We start from the raw sequence: 16,231 nt of genomic DNA, 5'->3' as shown, positions 1-16,231 counted from the left end.
GAAGTTAAACAAAATTTACAAATTTATCCAGGATAAAAAGCTGTGTTGTGATAAAATAGAGACGATAAACTAATTTAAATATCAATTACAGGCTGGTAGTGCCAGCAATTCTACCCGATATGCGATCGCTAGATTCTCACAACAAATACCCAGATTGCTTGTGGATGCAATTAGAAGCAATTCCAGTGCCATCGGTTGCACCCCAAACCCAGCAGCTCGACATTCACTTGAGCCTGAATTTTAACGAGCATTGGGAACCCCTGCTAGGTGGTCGCGTCAAATTTGGTCTGCAAGGCGGGACGCTCAAACTCCATCTAGAAAACTGCGAAATACCCGTAGCATCACGTCAGTTAGTCGGTTCTTTCAAGCTTTTGCCAATTGAAGAAACCCTGCCAATTCAAAGCAGTGCAGAAATTTTAGTGAGCGAAAGTCAGCGGGGAGTTCAGGGCGGCGAGAAGGCGGAAAAAATCAAGGAAACAGAGAGCATATTTTGTCACGTTTCCACAATCAGCGATGATACGACGCCAGCTTGGATTTTTGCAGTAGAACAAGGCAAATCAGTATTAAAAGGTTTGCTAAAAAGTGCTAAGCTGGGAGAAATTACTGCCAAAGAATTTCGGATGGCGGCGGCTTTTGAAGTGGCTAAAGAAGATATTTATCTCACAGATGCTGAGGGTTTGTGGCCGCACGAAATTACGCCCAATCAACATTCGGTTTTAGAAAGAATCCTGACTGTATACCTGCACGCAAATAAACTCAAACCTGCTCTCAGTTGGGCGCTATTATCCTACAATTTGCCTCCGATTGAACAGCCTAAAGAAGAAAGTGTCCCAGAAGCTGAATCCCAATTGCAGGAAATGGTCGATCGCATTATTTCCGCTGAAACGGACAACTTTGCAGAGTTGGCAAAAATCGCCAATCTCAATCCCGCACTAGATTTCGCGGGTAGCAGCTTGCGCGGAACGACTTTAAGTGCAGTGGATTTTAGCAGCGCAAATCTCGATCGGGTCAATTTCCGGGGTGCAACCTTAAACGATGCCGATTTCAGCGACGCCAACCTGCAAAATGCCAAATTCGGCGGTGCAGATTTGAGTGGGGCTTTCTTAGGAAATGCTGATTTAAGCGGCGCAGATTTGCACAAAGCAAGTCTGGCTTTAGCTAACCTCAGCGGTGCCAATTTGAGCGGCGCTAATCTGCTGGAAGTGAACTTAACAAATACTAATTTCAGCGGTGCGAATGTCGAGTCAGCCAGATTCGGGAACAATTCAGGAATCGATGAGGAGATGCAGGTGAATCTACAGCAGCGAGGCGCAATTTTTGAAGAGGTTTAGCCCGTAAGTGCGATATCCCTTTTATTCTTCCGCCTCCATTGTGGCACGGGCGTGACGCCTGTGCGATGGAATTTCACCTTAAAACTACCGCCTCTGAAAAAAGTTGCTTCTTAATCCTTAACTCTCTAACTACATTTATAGAGGGCGATGAACCGTAGCTGTTAAGAGGGTAAACAGGCATTTCTTGCCAACACTGACGGCAAAACCAGTATACTTGACTGTGGCGAACGTGACGCAGCATTTGATTCGTGCAGCAAGGACAGCTTGTCATAAAAACCTCTTTTTTATCGACCAAAGTGTATTTGTCTTTTGTTGCCAAGTGCTGTAAGCTGTGTTAAAGCAGCAACTCTATGAATGTAGAGATAAAAAATAAAGATTTGGTAAAGAATACACTGTTGTTAAGGAATTGATGCAAATCGAAAGATTTCGTAAAAATAGCAATAACTGAGAGAAATTGTATCCAACAATCCCCAGCTTCCCAGAGACGATACTCAGTCTAAATCCCAACCCAAAACCTTCGCAATCTCAACGGCAAGCATAGTTGGATCGAGAGGATTGACGATCGCTGCTGCAAGTTGAGATTTGTGGAACCAACTCTGTTGTAAATCTGACCATTTGGCTTTGAGAGTTAGCAGCAGAACCGGAATCCCTTCGGTGTCAGGTTGGCTTTTTAGTTGTTTGACAAATCGCAATCCATCTATTTCGCCGATAGAAACCTCCCAAAGAATCGCATCTGGCTGATAGGAACTTGCTTGTCGCAATCCTTCTAAAGTCGAACCCGCAACTTTGACCAATAATTTCTTAATGGTACCCGCCACGTGATTTATCCGTGGAATCAATCCAAAATCGAAAATCGAGAACCCTCAAGAAAGAGCATTTATCTCGCGCAAGTCAATCTAAAATCTAAAATCTAAAATCGCGCAATCGATTGACTTGCCAACCTACAACATCAGTCAAGCAAGCCTGGATTACCCTCCGCTACAGTCAGATTTTTGTGAATTAATAAAAGTCTTTTTGTAGTCATACCAATAACTTACAAAGGCTTCTTTTTTTTTTTGAACAGCCTGTAAAATAGTAACCCTGTCTGGGTTTTTGGGGGGATTGCCACGCCCCCAGGGTGAGTTTGGGAAGCCTACCAATAGGGATACTAAGATTGTAAATTCTTAAGAATCCTGCGTCTGCCATACCGGGGAGTGTCAATCATCCCATCCCAAAATCTCTGCCACTTTTCCCGGCAGGGTGGTGGCTTCAAATGGTTTGGGAATTAGCCCAGCAACACCCATTTTGGCAAATTTAGCCATGTCGGTTGACAAAACTCTTGCTGTCAGCAGAATCACTGGAATCGATCGAGTAATCGGATCGGACTGGAGGAGATCGTACACGGCAAACCCATCCATTCCCGGCATTGATATATCCAGCAAAATAGCGTTAGGTCGTTCTGTTTGTAGGATTTGTAAACATTCTTGTCCTGATGCGGCCACCAGGGTGTTCCATCCCGCGAGGTCTTCCAGGCACAACTGTATCAGTTCGCGGAGGTGTTCTTGGTCATCAACGATGAGAATTTTTTTCCCTATCATCTTGTTTTCGGGCAGGAGACTGTCCTCATAATTAGCTAGTTGCAAAGCGTTCATTTTATTTGGGTTGATGAGAAATGAATTTTTCGATTGCCAATTGGGTCTCAAATATACATTTTTAAGCAATCGCTCAAATTTGCAGTTGAGAGTTGAATCCGAACTTGGGATGGCGGAACTCTCAATTCTTTAGCAAGCTGAAGTGTTAAACCATCCGAGTGTATTTCATTTCCATAGGTTTCAGGATGTACGCGGTGGGGCAACGGGATGAGACTTTGAAATCCACTAGGAAGGAAATCACCTTCTACTCCCGCAGCTTCGGTAGCTTTACTTTTAATTAAAACAGTTTCTGGAGTGATTTGGAGATTCAATTTGACAAGATGAATGTCAGAAATGTGAACTTTAAGGATAAGTGTCATATCCTTTTCTTTAATTTTAATACCTGGGATCGGTGTTTCCTCTGTCTGAGCAATCCCAAGTGTGGATTGCTGACAACCAGCGGGCCAACCGGAAAATGAACCTGCCAGATCCTGATTTACATTATTAAAAGCCTGAAAAGCATTCATTGAGTCTCCTCTTAATGCAAAGAACTGTTAGCTGCATAACAAGAGACTAAATAGCAACGGTAAGGAATTGGTAAAGATGCCGTTATTGTTACAAAAATTCACAAAAATGGTGAAAGTTATTCAACCCATCCCAAAATCTCTGCTACTTCTTCCGTCAGGGTGATGGGTTGGATGGGTTTGGCAATTACCCCAGCTACCGCCATCTGGGCAAATTTAGCCCGATCGCTGGGCAAAACTTTCGCTGTCAGCAGAATCACTGGAATCGATCGGGTAATCGGATCGGACTGGAGGGTCTCGTACACATCAAACCCATCCATCCCCGGCATAGATACATCCAGCAAAATAGCGTTGGGTTGTTCAGTTTGCAGTATTTGTAAACATTCCTCTCCCGATCGTGCCCCCACTGTTTCCCATCCGCCTAAATCTTCTAAGCAGGCTTGCACAAGTTCCCGAAGGTGTTCTTCATCGTCAACAACTAGAATTTGTCTGTCTGTCATGGGATTTTGGATTGGAGATTTTGGATTTTGGATTGATGCTGCAGATTAATTTATAGCGGTTCTCAATAAAATGAGGTACACACCGATCGCAACTGATGCCCACTCCAGCCCACGGAGGCCGCGGAGGCCACGGAGGCCTACGCCCGCGAGAGCACCTCATGTTACGCTCGAAAGGCTATAAGCGTTATTCTACGGCGGCTAAGGGTAGGGTGAAGCAAAATGTGCTGCCTTCACCTAAGATACTTTCCGCCCAGATTTTGCCGCCATGCCGCTCAACAATACTGCGACAGATTGCTAAACCTAAACCTGTGCCTCCTTTTTCGCGGGAGTCGGAGGCATCGACTTGCTGAAATCGCCCAAAAATCAGTTCGAGTTTATCTGCTGGAATGCCTCGTCCGCGATCCCTAACTTGGAACAGCACAAAGTCTGTCTGGTTTTCGGCACTCAGATGAATTGTGGAATCGGCAGGTGAGAATTTAATCGCATTACTGAGCAAATTAGTTAAGGTTTGGACGATCGCATCTCCTGTTACCCAGACTTCTGCATCCGTGGGGGTAACGATTAATGATATCCGCTGTTGAGTAGCGATCGCCTGGATGCTCTCTACTGCTTGCTGCATCAAATCGGCCGCTTTGCAAACGGTTTTCTCGACAATTGCCCGCCCGGATTCTAGGCGCTCCAAATCTAAAATATCATTCACCAGGTTCACTAATCGATTGGTATCGAGGAAAGCAATTTCAATCATGCGTCTAGATTTTTCGGGCTTTTTATCGTAAACCCCACTTTTTATTAGTCCCAATGACATTTGAATTCCTGCCAAAGGAGTGCGAAGTTCATGGCTGACAATACCAATGAACTCATTTTTTATGTGGTCTAGCTTTTGTCGTTCGGTAATATCTTCCCCCATGCTGATAGTTCCAATGATGTTTCCCTCTGAATCTTGCAGCATGGTATTGTTCCAGGCAATAAATCTTTCCTCGCCGGATTTTGTCAAGATAGAATTTTGATAATAGGCATGATAGTTATGGTCTAAAACTTCAGCAAAAACAACTTTAATTGATTCTTGAAAAGAACTGGGTAAAAATTTTTCAAACCAGTTTTTTCCTAAAACTTCTGGGTGAGTATATCCTGTGAGTTTTAAGAAGAAAGGATTAACGTAATTAATATTTCCCTCTATATCAAGTCCGACAACAATCAACTGCACGTTATCCAAGAGCGATCGCCAGCGTCGTTCGGCTTCTCGGATCGTGGCTTCGGCTTGCTTGCGTTCTTGCAGTTCGACCTGAAGTTGTCGGTAGAGTTTGGATTGCTGAATGGCGATCGACAATTGGGTGGCAATCTGTTCAAGTAATTCTATTTCCCACGATTGCCATTGACGAGGTGCCCTATTTTGGTAGATAGCTAACAAACCCCAGAGCTTTTCTCTCAAAAATATCGGGAAAACAGCATAACTTTTTGCTTGAAATTGTTCCACTAGCTCGATATGACATGGTTGAAGATCGGCGCTATAAATATTATTAATAACCAACTTTTCATGATTGCGGAATCGACCGCCGTGAGTTTCTTGCAGATAGGTATCTACACAATTTTTTTGAAGCTCGCTTCCTATCAGTTTTACCCAATCCTCACCAACTGACTCCACGACAAAATCACCACTCCAATCAGGATTAAAGCGGTAAATGGCAGTGCGATCGGTTTGTAATGTCTGCCTGATTTCAGTAACAGCAGTATTTAGAACCGCATTCAGATCCAAAGATTGGCGAATCCCTTGAGTAATCCTCCATAGCAAATGTTCCTTTCGGGATTTCTGCAGTAAGGCTGCTTCCGCCTCTTGTCGAACTTCTTCGAGGTACTTCGCTACTGTGATATCTTGATGAACGGCCACCAGAACATCGCCGTAGTCGGAATGATTGAATACAGAGCAAGTGGCACTGCACCAAAAGGGAGTGCCATCTTTCTTGACATTATGGACTTCATAGCTGAATTCACCCCTGTGTAAAACGGCAGACCGAATGGCTTGATTTACATCTTCAGGACTGACCGATTCGGTGGCATAGTTGAGAATCGAAACGTGCTGACCGTTGAGTTCGCCAAAGTCATAGCCAAACATCTGCTCAAATTTAGGATTGGCATAGACAATAACTGCATTATCTGCTCTTACTAAACAAATGCCTTCGGCCATGTTGCGGGTAATGACAGCCTGAAGCTCCAGCATTTGTTCGGCTTGTTTAAGTTTAGTCAGATCGCGCAGACTAACGATTACCCCTACAATATTTTCGCCTGCATCACGGAAAGGCGTATAGGTAACGCTCAAAAATTGCGGTACTAAATTGGGAGAGTCAAACCACTTTTCATACTGAATTGTTTCTCCAGCCAAACATTTATCTAAGCGAGGTTGAATGAAGTTATCGAACAACTCTGCACCCAGGATATTCCTCACCGAATTTCCGATTACTTCGCTTTCAGATTTGTTGCACCAAGTCAAATAACCTTGATTGGCTATTTGATAAATATAGTTAATATTCATCAGCGCAATCCCATCTCTTGTACTGAATACGATGCGTTCATATTGGCGGAAGGCTTCTTCAGTACGTTTGCGAGCGGTGATATCAAATACGCTAGAACGACTCATCATGAAGTTACCTGCTTCATCATAAATTGCTGTAGCATTTAAGTTAATCCAAATTAGTTTTCCGTTTTTAGTCAATATCTGAAACTCTAAATTTTCGATCCAGCCTTGTTTTTTAAAGACGGGAAAGTTTTGATAAAAAATATTTTTACTTTCAAGGGTCATTAAATCGACATATTTTTTGTGCACAATTTCATCGCGGGTATAGCCTAACCACTTCAGTTCGGTATCATTAATCATAATTATTGTTCCTGCTGCATCTAGGGAATGATACCCACAGGGAGAATTATTATAGAGGTCTTCAACTTGATTGATATATTGTTGCAAGCTATGGTTGACTTCAGTGAGTTCTGCTGTCCTTTCTATGACTCGTTGTTCGAGTTCAGTATTGAGTTGTTGTAGGGCAATTTCTGCTTGTTGCCGCTCCCTTAGTTCCGTTTGTAATCGATCCAATAAATCAGCTTGCTGAATGGCTATTCCAGCTTGAGTTGCTACCTGTTGCATGAGCTCAATTTCTGATGGTTGCCATTCGCGAGGTTTGGCACACTGATGGGCAATCAATAATCCCCAAAGTTCTTGTCCCTTAAGGATAGGAATAACTAGGTTAGCTCTAACTTGAAAAGTTGCCAGGAATTCCCGGTGACAAGTATCAATTCCGGCATGATAAATATCTGATTGAGAGGTGAATAAGCCTTGTTTGAAGGGTTCTATATAGCTTTCACCCAAGCAAGGATCGTGTATCTGAGTGGATAAGATTGCTGTCCATTCTGAACCAACTGACTCTACGACAACCTTTCCGCTCCAGTCTGGAGCAAATTGGAAGATAATTACGCGATCGCATTGCAGAATGTTTCTGAGGTCTGTTACCGTAGTGTTAAAAATATCTTCTAGTTTGAGGGATTCGGGGAGAGAAACTGCTGTTTTAGCCAGGATTTGCTGTGGCTGTTGTTGCCATTTTCCATAATCCTCATCAGTATGTTCTATCATGAATCTACTTAATTAATTACATTTTTTAGATTGATGCAGAAACCGGGTTTTTAGCCCTCGTGCGTAAGTTCTATTTAAGTATTTTAGGACTTAATCTGTCGCGCATTTAAATTGTATATTCAGGGCTTGTATATTCAGGGCGGGCGGGACGCCCACCCCACAAGACTTTAATTTTTTTTGACATACAATTTAAATGCCCCAACAGCTTACGCAATCATCCCAGGTATGGGGCAACCACGGGGGGTTCGCTCCTATAAAACACTATATATTCAGGCTATGGGTAAGTCCTATATTTCTCGGCTTAAGTAAAGGACGAGCGCGCTTGATTCGGCTGAGTACCCGCGTGACTAATTCAGGCCCTAGTACCGGCTTGGTAATAAAATCATCGGCTCCCGCTGCAAAGGCTTGTTGGAGAGATTCTGGATCGGTATGGGCTGTCACGACCAAAATCGGTAAATTTTCCCATTTGATATCCTGTCGGACGACCTGACACAATTCTAAGCCGCTGACGATCGGCATTTCTAGATCCAGCACTACTAAATCCGGTTCAGTGCTAATTAACACCTCCCAAAATTGCTGTGGTTCTTTGAGATTTGTCACCTCTATTCCCCAAGGAGTCAGTAACGCTGATAATAGAACCAGCATCACAGGGTCATCATCTACAATTAAGACTTTGGCTTCTGAAGTTTGGGGACTGGGTAGAACACGGGCGATCGCTCGAAAAATTTGCTCGCTGGTTGCAGGTTTGTGGAGAAATTGCTTAGCACCTAAGCGCGATACTGCCAAGCGATCGGCAAGGCTATCTCGTCCGGTAAAGACAATTACAGGCAGGTTAGGCGATCGCTCGTTGAGCTCTCGCAGTAGCGTCAATCCATCTTCCTCTGTCTCTGGAAAGCTTAAATCTAGTAACATCACATCGGGCATTGACAAAGCAAGACGCGATCGGGCAGCAGTAATATTCGGCGCAATTTTCATCCGCAATCCCCAAGCTTCGGATTCTACTTTCAATCGCTCCGTTAATGCAGCATCATCATCAACTACCAAAACCCGATAGTTGAAAGTAGAAATAGTAGCAACTCGTGCAGCCGCTGATGTAATCCGTGTTTTGGCTAATTCCTGCTGTAATCCTGTCACCAATTCCGAGAATTCGGTAATTTCCTCAGCAGTCAAAGAGCGATCGTTTATTAGCAAATTCTCTGCTGAGCGTGCCAAGTTCGACCCTTCGGGATAACCAAAACAGCCCAGAGAGCCGGCCAATTTATGAGCTTCATTTTTTGCCGCTTCCTGTAATTCTGTTTCTAAATTTCCTGCTAATAGAGCAGTTTTTGCCCGATCCAATACAGCAATTTGTTGGTTGAGGTCTCCCCGAAACCGCTCTAACAATTTGTCGCTCTCGGACTTATATACCCGGCGAGATTGATGTTTTTCGGTACTCTTTGCGGCCAACTTGTTGAATTTAAAGGGCGCCGATTGGGGGTACGCTTTCAGCCGATAGCCCATGCCATAAACTGTTTCGATGATTTCTTCAGTTAAGCCGCCTGCCCTCAGTTTCTTTCTGACATCTTTAATATGAGTGGTAATGGCGCGATCGGTTGGTGCTTCATCAAATCCCCACAGACGATCCAAAATAGCACTGCGACTAAAGATGCGATCGGGATTTCGCAGCAATAATTCCAGCAGATTATATTCTGTCGCTGTCAGTGAAATTATTTGTTCGCAAAATGTCACTCTACCAGAATCTAAATCTAAACAAAGATTTCCCCAAGTCAATGTATTAGCCGCTGAATTCTGAGTACAACATCCTGGGGAAAGTGCTTTACTGCGTCGCAATAAAGTTCGGATTCTTGCCAGTAATACTTCCGTAGCAAAAGGCTTGCTGACGTAATCATCGGCTCCCGCATCGAAAAGAGCCACCACATCCGCATCTGAATCATTTGCAGTCATTAACAGGATCGGTTTGTGGTAGCCTTGCGATCGCAGTTGCCGACATAGACTAATTCCATCTAGTTTGGGAACCTGCACGTCTAACAAAATCAGATCGTACTCAATTGCTGCTGCCAAGTCTAGCCCCACTTGTCCATCATTTGCCAGATCGAACCCGTAATGATTTGCGTCCAACACCTTTGCCAGTGTTGCACTCAGCCATCCATCGTCCTCTACTAGCAGAATTTTGATCGGAGACTTCTTCATTTTGGCTGTGCGGTTCAATTCCCGTGCGATGACGCGCTTTGATGTCAGGCTGAAGCGTGGCTTTTAACTAAATCACTGGTAGTCGTTACTACTGCTTCTATCTTACCATTGTTGCAGTCCCATCACCTCAAAATAGTTGTCACTTCCGCACGTTACATAAGACTGATCCCCATTCCATTCATCTGCGTCCATCCCCGTTTATCTGCCTGCATCTGCGGTTCAAAAAAAGCTTGCAGTGAACCTATCTTCCCGCAGGGGTTTCCGAAGGGTAGGGAATCGCCCTCCACAAGAGCGATCGCCATCCCAAACAAATTATCCTTCATCCTCCGACTTTACCGGAGGACGCCCAGAAATCACAATAAAACCCACAGACTCAAGAGTCATGTGCGGGCGGCGAATACCAGCTAAAACCGCGTCACTCAACAAACTTTCCGTATTGATTTCATCAGCTAAAACCGATTCTAAAAGTTGTTCGGATTTAGAAAGTCGATTCAAGCGCAATTGCAATTGATTCACCCGGTTTTCGAGTTGGATAGCAGCAGTGACAGCAGATCGATCGCACATTTCCACAAAAGCCGATCGCCCGCGCAGCAACTCCTCCGATACCACCCGTCCCTTTTGACAAAAATCATCCCATTCTAGGGGATCGACAAAACTGTCAAGCAGCGACGTGCGATTTTTCGACAAATTGTAATCCCGATTCGGCCCGCCTTTCCCCTTATAAGCCCGCTGCAAAATCGCCAGAAGTTCCGCATCTTCCACCAGAGACATCCGCTCGCTGCGAGCATCTACAAACACAGTTTCAAAACAGGGGAGAAACAGAGCATCAGCGCGGCGCTGCAAAGCTTTCAAGTTGTAATTTTCGATGTTTTGTGCTTGCAAAACTTGCTCGGCCGGCTGCACATCAGTCTGGATGGAATAATTAAACTGGAAGCCGAACCACTCCTTTCCAGGCTCCGCATCCCAACTTTCATCATGCCGCCACATGGCAAAAGCTTGACCGCGATCGTCCCAGCGAATATAAGAGCCAAGTGCATCGATCAATCCCTCACCAATGCGGTAAAGAGCGACATCCGCATTCTGATGAGCAATACGGCGATTGTAACTGCCATATTGCTGGCAATAAGGAATCAATCTGGTTCTCAAATCGTTTGAGGGAATCAAAGTTTTTTGAGTAGGTTGATAGCGCAGCAACCCCGATATACTCGGATGTTCGATTTGTTTGAAGTGAAGAGCTTGGCACAACCAACCTTCAGTAGCCCGCTGCATTTCTTTATGCTTAGCATCGCAGTTGTCTAGAGATTCAAAATACTGAGATGCACTGTCATCAAGAGTATCAATTTCATCGAGAACGTACTGTTCGTCAATTTTGATTTTCTCTTGTTCGATTTCAGTTTTAATCGCTTCTATTTCGCTTGATAAGCCCTTGCCTCCCTCAGCAAACAACTTTTCTTCTAGTTTGAGAATTTTTTCCTCAGCATAAAACTGAAGGCTGGCAATAGATTTGTTGAAGATATTAAACCCATCTTTTAAAACTTGAAACCAAGCTTCGTGGGGACTCTCCGGCAAATCCGGGCCTGCAAACAAACAAAATTGCACTCCCATTTTGCTGCCAATGCGATCGACTCTGCCGAGTCTTTGTTCTAACTGGTTGGGAAACCACGGCAAATCGAAGTGAATTAACCAATCTGTCAATTGCAGGTTTACCCCTACTTCCGCCGATCGATCGCACACTAAGATAAAACAATGAGGCTGTGTCTTAAACCGCTTGAGACTAGCCTCAACATCATCAGCCGATTTGCTCGTGTCATGGCTGGCGATCGCATTTTTACCAAATATTTTAGCTAAATTTTCCGCAATCTCTTTACAAGTTGCAGTAAAACTGGTAAAAATCACAATTTTCGGGAAACGCTCCCCCGGAATCGGCCGTTTAATTTGCTGTTGAATTCTCGACAGCAAATCGCGAGGATTGCTGTGATACTCGCGCGGAACCTTCAAAGCAACTGCGAGAAATCGCAGAATCGCGATTCGTAACAAACTCAGTCGGTCGAGTCCTTCCTGGGGCTTTTCCAGGGTATTGAGCAAGGTTTCTAGTATTTCCCTTTCTTCGGGAAACAGCGCCGTTTTGGTCAAAATTGCCGTGTCATTTTGTCCGAATTCGCGATCGAGTTCTGGAGTTGATTTTTTCTGCAAGCGAGCTTTGACCACCCGTTCTAAAACACTCAGCCAAGTACCGGAAGCGCGGAAAAATAGCAGAAAAATTCTCTGATATTCGCTAGATTTTGGAGCGACTGTGCGCCATTGATCGAGTACGGTTTGAATTTCCGACCACTGTTCATCATTCAGATCGTACTCGGTTTTTGGGACAGCATCTCGATCGAAAATCACATCCTCAACCGCATCCCGGCGGTTGCGAAGGATGCGACGATGCAGGCGGTAGGTATCGCTAACATGAGTGCGAATAGTTCGGACAAGGCGAGGCTGTTCTGCGGTTTTTTTAGTTTTCAAACAACTTTCTAACTCTGTTGCTAATCCGATTAAATAATCATCTTTTGCAAAAATAGTGCGAAGTTGAGCGAGTGTTGTTTGCAAAACAGCCGGCTTGGCATTTTCTCGGAAATTTAGCAAAGCGCGGCCGATTTCCTGACGGTTTTGCACCTGTTCTTTGAAGCTTTCCAGGTCATCAATACGGTAAGTTGTGGGATCTAGCAAGTGCAGCATCGTTAGAAAATCTTGCTCGCGGCCGAGAACTGGCGTTGCAGATAATAACAATACATTTTTGCTTTTCTGAGCTAGTTTCTGACAGAGTTCAAAGCACTGCTGCTGAGCGCGATCGCTCGAATGTGCCATTGCCGCCACATCATGCGCTTCATCCACAATCAGAAAATCTAGGTTGGCGTTGCGGCTAATTTGATTGATGTCGCTAACAGCAACAAGCTGCACTCGGTCAGCAAAATGAGACAAATAGAATTTATTTTCCAACTCCTGCCGCCACTGTTCGAGCAAGTATTTCGGAACCAGTACCACAGCGCGTCCGTTGGGTTCATCTAGCAGAAATTGGCGGAGAATTGTCCCGGCTTCTACTGTTTTTCCCAGTCCTGGTTCGTCTGCCAATAAATAGCGCACGATTGGGTCTTCTAGGACGCGCCGGACGACTTCAACTTGGTGCGGATAGAGGTCTATGTTAGCAGAAATTAAACCGGTCATGCCGCGGCTGACGGCCCGCTGTTCGATCGCAGATTGAACGAATGCCAATCGGCGATCGTGAAAATACGGCGTTTCTTGGCCTTTGACTGCTAAAATGTCGATCGGATCGGCGATCGGGATATTGCAGCGAACGTACAGTTCGGTTTCAACAGCTTGCAAACTTTGGCTGTCGGGCAGGTCAATTTCGTACTCTAATTTATCTTCATCCCAGTCATAAACTCGCCCAATTATCCATCTTTCCTGAGTTGTGCTCCAGAGGTAGCAGCGGGTTTGGCGCTGAAGTCTGGCTTCTTGCAGCAAACCCAAGGGTACAGTTTTGCGGAAGCGGTTTTTTACTGAGCAAAAATATTCAACTACGGCATCGGTACGCGATACCTCGACAACTTTTCCAACTCCCAAATCGTTTCTGGGCGATCGCACTAACGAACCAACATCAATCATAATTACAACCTGACAATACTTACTAGATTACAATCAATCCTTTCCAGTTAAAAATTTTAGCAAAATGCGATTTTTGCCTGCGTCACTTTTCTAGTCAAATGACACTCAATCTTGTCTTCTGAAAAAAATAAGTTTAGCATGGTAACTCACATCTTGCACCATTCTCAAGAACGGGCTCTTCGGCCCGTTCCACAAAAGATAAATTTTCTTGCTTCACGGGCCGGAAAGCCTGTTCCTAAAATGCTAATTGAGAATGGTGCAAGATATAAGGCACGGTAACTAACATTAGAGAACGTAGTGCAACAATCTCAAACCATTGATTCAACGCCCTTGAGTGCGTAAGTCCTGAATAACTAATTACGAGGAAGGAAAAATTACACCTGGATTACCGGATTCCCATTTCGGGTATTTCTGCATAACATTAGTATAAATTTCAGACTCTGTAAACTCTACTAACCAAGCTTGTAGCCCAGGCCAAGGCTGTTCGTTGAACCAAGTTCGATCGGTATGAGCGAATTGACGAACAAAAGGTGCGATCGCCATATCAGCTAATGCTACATTGTTACCAAACAAATATTTAGTGGCGCTTAACTGTGAGTTGAGTTTTTCCAGGAATAAAGAACCTTCATAACGATGTACTTGAGCATCAACACCGGGATAGCGATCGGGGTACTTATAACGGTCAAGATGATATTTAAACCTATCATCAAATAGAGCGATTAGTTCCAGCATTTCTGTAACAGAACCTTGCTGTGGCATCAACCATTTTTCAGGATCGTGTTGTCTCAATGCCCACAGCATGATATCGATACTTTGATCGAGTACCCGCCCGTCAACATCAATCAATATTGGTACCGTACCTTTGGCAGATACTTCCAACATCTCTGGTGGTTTGTCTCGCAAAACAACTTCCCGCAACTCACACACCCGATTGCTAACCATCAAGGCCAAGCGTGCGCGCATAGCATAGGGACAGCGGCGGAAGGAATACAAAATCGGGTATGTTGCTGACATATAATATCAATTCCGGTTGCACCGGAATTATTGTTGACTGTTGACTGTTGACTGGGGGTCGAAAAACTGAATGGTTGAGTGTTAACTGTTGAGTGGATTTTATTATTCCGATGGAACCGGAAACGATATAATTAGTCGATCGCGCGATCGGGTTTTTCGGGTCAGAAACCCGGTTTATTCGTTGATTTCTCGTCGCCAAACCAGATTTTTCGTCGAAACGGGGTTTCTTTGAGCATAGTGCTAATCAGGTGGGAGCATCTCATATTTGTAAAAACACTGATTCTGGCTCCTGACTTCTGACTTCTGACTCTTTTCTCCTAGCTTCTGACTCCTGACTCCTAACTCCTATTTCTAGCGGAGGGCTGCTTTCATTGAGATGCTCCCAATCAGGTGAGGCGCATCTAAATTTTACAGTCAAGTTTGATGCAATTCTTGTGGGGTGGGCGTCCCGCCCGCCCAAAAAATACAACGCAAGATGCCCGACAGCTTACTACACGAGTCAGAAACCCGGTTTCTTTCTATATTTCTCGCCGCCAAACAAGATTTTTCGTATTAACCGGGTTTCTTTGAGCTTAGTGAATAATACTATTAGTCGCAGGACTCATCTACTTTTTTCTTCGCCTCGTAGCGCGCGCCTATATGTACTTGGTTGCGACGCTTAGCAAGCTCAATCTGACGTTGACGTTCAGATAAGCCTTGTTTTTTGGTTTCAGTTTTGGAGTCATGACAATGAGGACAACTCACACCAAGTACAAATAATTCAGAAGCCTTATCTTCCTGACTAATCGGGTGACGACAACCGCGACAAAGTTCATAATTACCCGGCTTTAAGCCCTGACCAACAGAAACCCGTTCATCAAAGACAAAACATTCACCTTCCCAACGACTTTCTGCTTCCGGCACCGTTTCCAAATATTTTAAAATTCCGCCTTCGAGATGATAGACTTCCTCAAAACCTTGAGTACGCAAAAAAGCAGTAGATTTCTCGCAGCGAATACCACCCGTACAAAACATTGCCACTTTAGGTTTATTGCGTAAAGCAGTTTCCCGCAGCACCCATTCCGGTAACTCAGAAAAGCTTTTTGTTTTTGGATTAATAGCGCCTTCAAAAGTACCCATAGATACCTCGAATTCGTTACGCACATCAACCACGACAACATCGGGATCGTCAAGCAGCTTATTCCACTCATCAGGCTTAACATATTTGCCCGCCATGAGGCGGGGATTAATGTCCGGTACTCCCATCGTGACTATTTCGCGCTTCAAGCGTATTTTCAGGCGGTAAAAAGGTGCTGTTTCCGAAAAAGATTCCTTGTGTACCAGATCCGCAAAACGCGGGTCACTACGCAAGAATGCCAGCACTGCGTGTACGCCCTCATCCGAGCCGGCAATAGTGCCATTAATGCCTTCTTCGGCCAGCAAGATAGTGCCTTTGACGTTGTTGTTGTTGCAACAATCGAGTAGCGGTGCTTTCAGCTCAGCAAAATCAGGTAGTTCAACGAACTTATATAAAGCAGCGGTTAAGAAATCAGCCATAGATTGAATTGATAGCACTAATTAATTTTCATACTTCTATGAAAATTCAGTCAAAGCGGACGGTGGGACTCGAACCCACGACGTTCAGCATGGGAAGCTGACATTCTACCACTGAATTACGCCCGCGCTTAGTGTTTTTTACTTGCTTTCACCTGCTTTCACTTTGGAGGTCGATCGGTAAAAAACGACTAGAAAAATATTGTACAACTATTTTCTGATTTTGAGTATAGCATTTTGACAATCAATTTTGGGCGGCAGCCGA

12 protein-coding genes and 1 tRNA gene are annotated in these 16,231 nt (G+C 44.4%); 1 reads left to right on the top strand and 12 read right to left on the bottom strand.

Annotated features, from left to right (window positions below):
* Positions 1–98: 98 nt before the first annotated feature.
* A complete protein-coding gene (locus OSC7112_RS05830) occupies positions 99–1,331 on the top strand; it encodes a pentapeptide repeat-containing protein (protein WP_015175037.1) in 1,233 nt (410 codons plus the stop codon).
* 73 nt (positions 1,332–1,404) lie between these two features.
* Here OSC7112_RS05830 and OSC7112_RS35395 read toward each other — a convergent pair whose 3' ends face one another.
* From OSC7112_RS35395 to OSC7112_RS05780, 12 genes are all read right to left on the bottom strand, one after another.
* Complete coding sequence (locus tag OSC7112_RS35395) at positions 1,405–1,602, bottom strand: hypothetical protein (protein ID WP_015175036.1); 198 nt, start codon at positions 1,600–1,602, stop codon at positions 1,405–1,407.
* Between the two features lie 220 nt (positions 1,603–1,822).
* A complete protein-coding gene (locus tag OSC7112_RS05825) occupies positions 1,823–2,149 on the bottom strand; it encodes a response regulator (RefSeq protein WP_015175035.1) in 327 nt (108 codons plus the stop codon).
* 378 nt (positions 2,150–2,527) lie between these two features.
* Positions 2,528–2,908 (bottom strand): response regulator, encoded by a 381-nt coding sequence (locus tag OSC7112_RS05820; protein WP_041622944.1) that lies wholly within the window; start codon positions 2,906–2,908, stop codon positions 2,528–2,530.
* Between the two features lie 101 nt (positions 2,909–3,009).
* Positions 3,010–3,468 carry a hypothetical protein gene (locus OSC7112_RS05815; RefSeq protein WP_015175033.1) on the bottom strand — a complete coding sequence of 153 codons (459 nt, stop codon included), beginning with the start codon at positions 3,466–3,468 and terminating at the stop codon, positions 3,010–3,012.
* Positions 3,469–3,584: 116 nt separating this feature from the next.
* On the bottom strand, positions 3,585–3,965 hold the full coding sequence (locus OSC7112_RS05810; RefSeq protein ID WP_015175032.1) for a response regulator: 381 nt from the start codon (positions 3,963–3,965) through the stop codon (positions 3,585–3,587).
* A gap of 184 nt (positions 3,966–4,149) precedes the next feature.
* The gene (locus tag OSC7112_RS05805; RefSeq protein ID WP_015175031.1) at positions 4,150–7,581 is read right to left on the bottom strand and encodes a PAS domain S-box protein; all 3,432 of its coding nucleotides are present in this window, start codon (positions 7,579–7,581) and stop codon (positions 4,150–4,152) included.
* A 261-nt stretch (positions 7,582–7,842) separates the two neighbouring features.
* Positions 7,843–9,771 carry a response regulator gene (locus OSC7112_RS05800; protein ID WP_015175030.1) on the bottom strand — a complete coding sequence of 643 codons (1,929 nt, stop codon included), beginning with the start codon at positions 9,769–9,771 and terminating at the stop codon, positions 7,843–7,845.
* A 152-nt stretch (positions 9,772–9,923) separates the two neighbouring features.
* Positions 9,924–10,094, bottom strand: a complete 171-nt coding sequence (locus tag OSC7112_RS39395; protein WP_190274333.1) for a hypothetical protein — start codon at positions 10,092–10,094, stop codon at positions 9,924–9,926.
* On the bottom strand, positions 10,084–13,419 hold the full coding sequence (gene dpdE, locus OSC7112_RS05795) for a protein DpdE (protein WP_015175029.1): 3,336 nt from the start codon (positions 13,417–13,419) through the stop codon (positions 10,084–10,086). The genes OSC7112_RS39395 and dpdE overlap by 11 nt, the downstream gene beginning before the upstream one ends.
* A gap of 357 nt (positions 13,420–13,776) precedes the next feature.
* Entirely contained in the window at positions 13,777–14,433 is a 657-nt protein-coding gene (locus OSC7112_RS05790; protein WP_015175028.1) for a glutathione S-transferase, read from the bottom strand.
* A gap of 588 nt (positions 14,434–15,021) precedes the next feature.
* Positions 15,022–15,969, bottom strand: coding sequence for an oxygen-dependent tRNA uridine(34) hydroxylase TrhO (gene trhO / locus OSC7112_RS05785; RefSeq protein WP_015175027.1), 948 nt, complete (start codon positions 15,967–15,969; stop codon positions 15,022–15,024).
* A gap of 54 nt (positions 15,970–16,023) precedes the next feature.
* A tRNA-Gly gene (locus OSC7112_RS05780) sits at positions 16,024–16,095 on the bottom strand.
* Between the last annotated feature and the right edge of the window lie 136 nt (positions 16,096–16,231).

Origin of the sequence: Oscillatoria nigro-viridis PCC 7112, assembly GCF_000317475.1 — a bacterium.
Taxonomy (GTDB): domain Bacteria; phylum Cyanobacteriota; class Cyanobacteriia; order Cyanobacteriales; family Microcoleaceae; genus Microcoleus; species Microcoleus nigroviridis.
The sequence above is the reverse complement of the archived record's forward strand: the minus strand, read 5'-3'. Positions and strand labels throughout refer to the sequence as shown.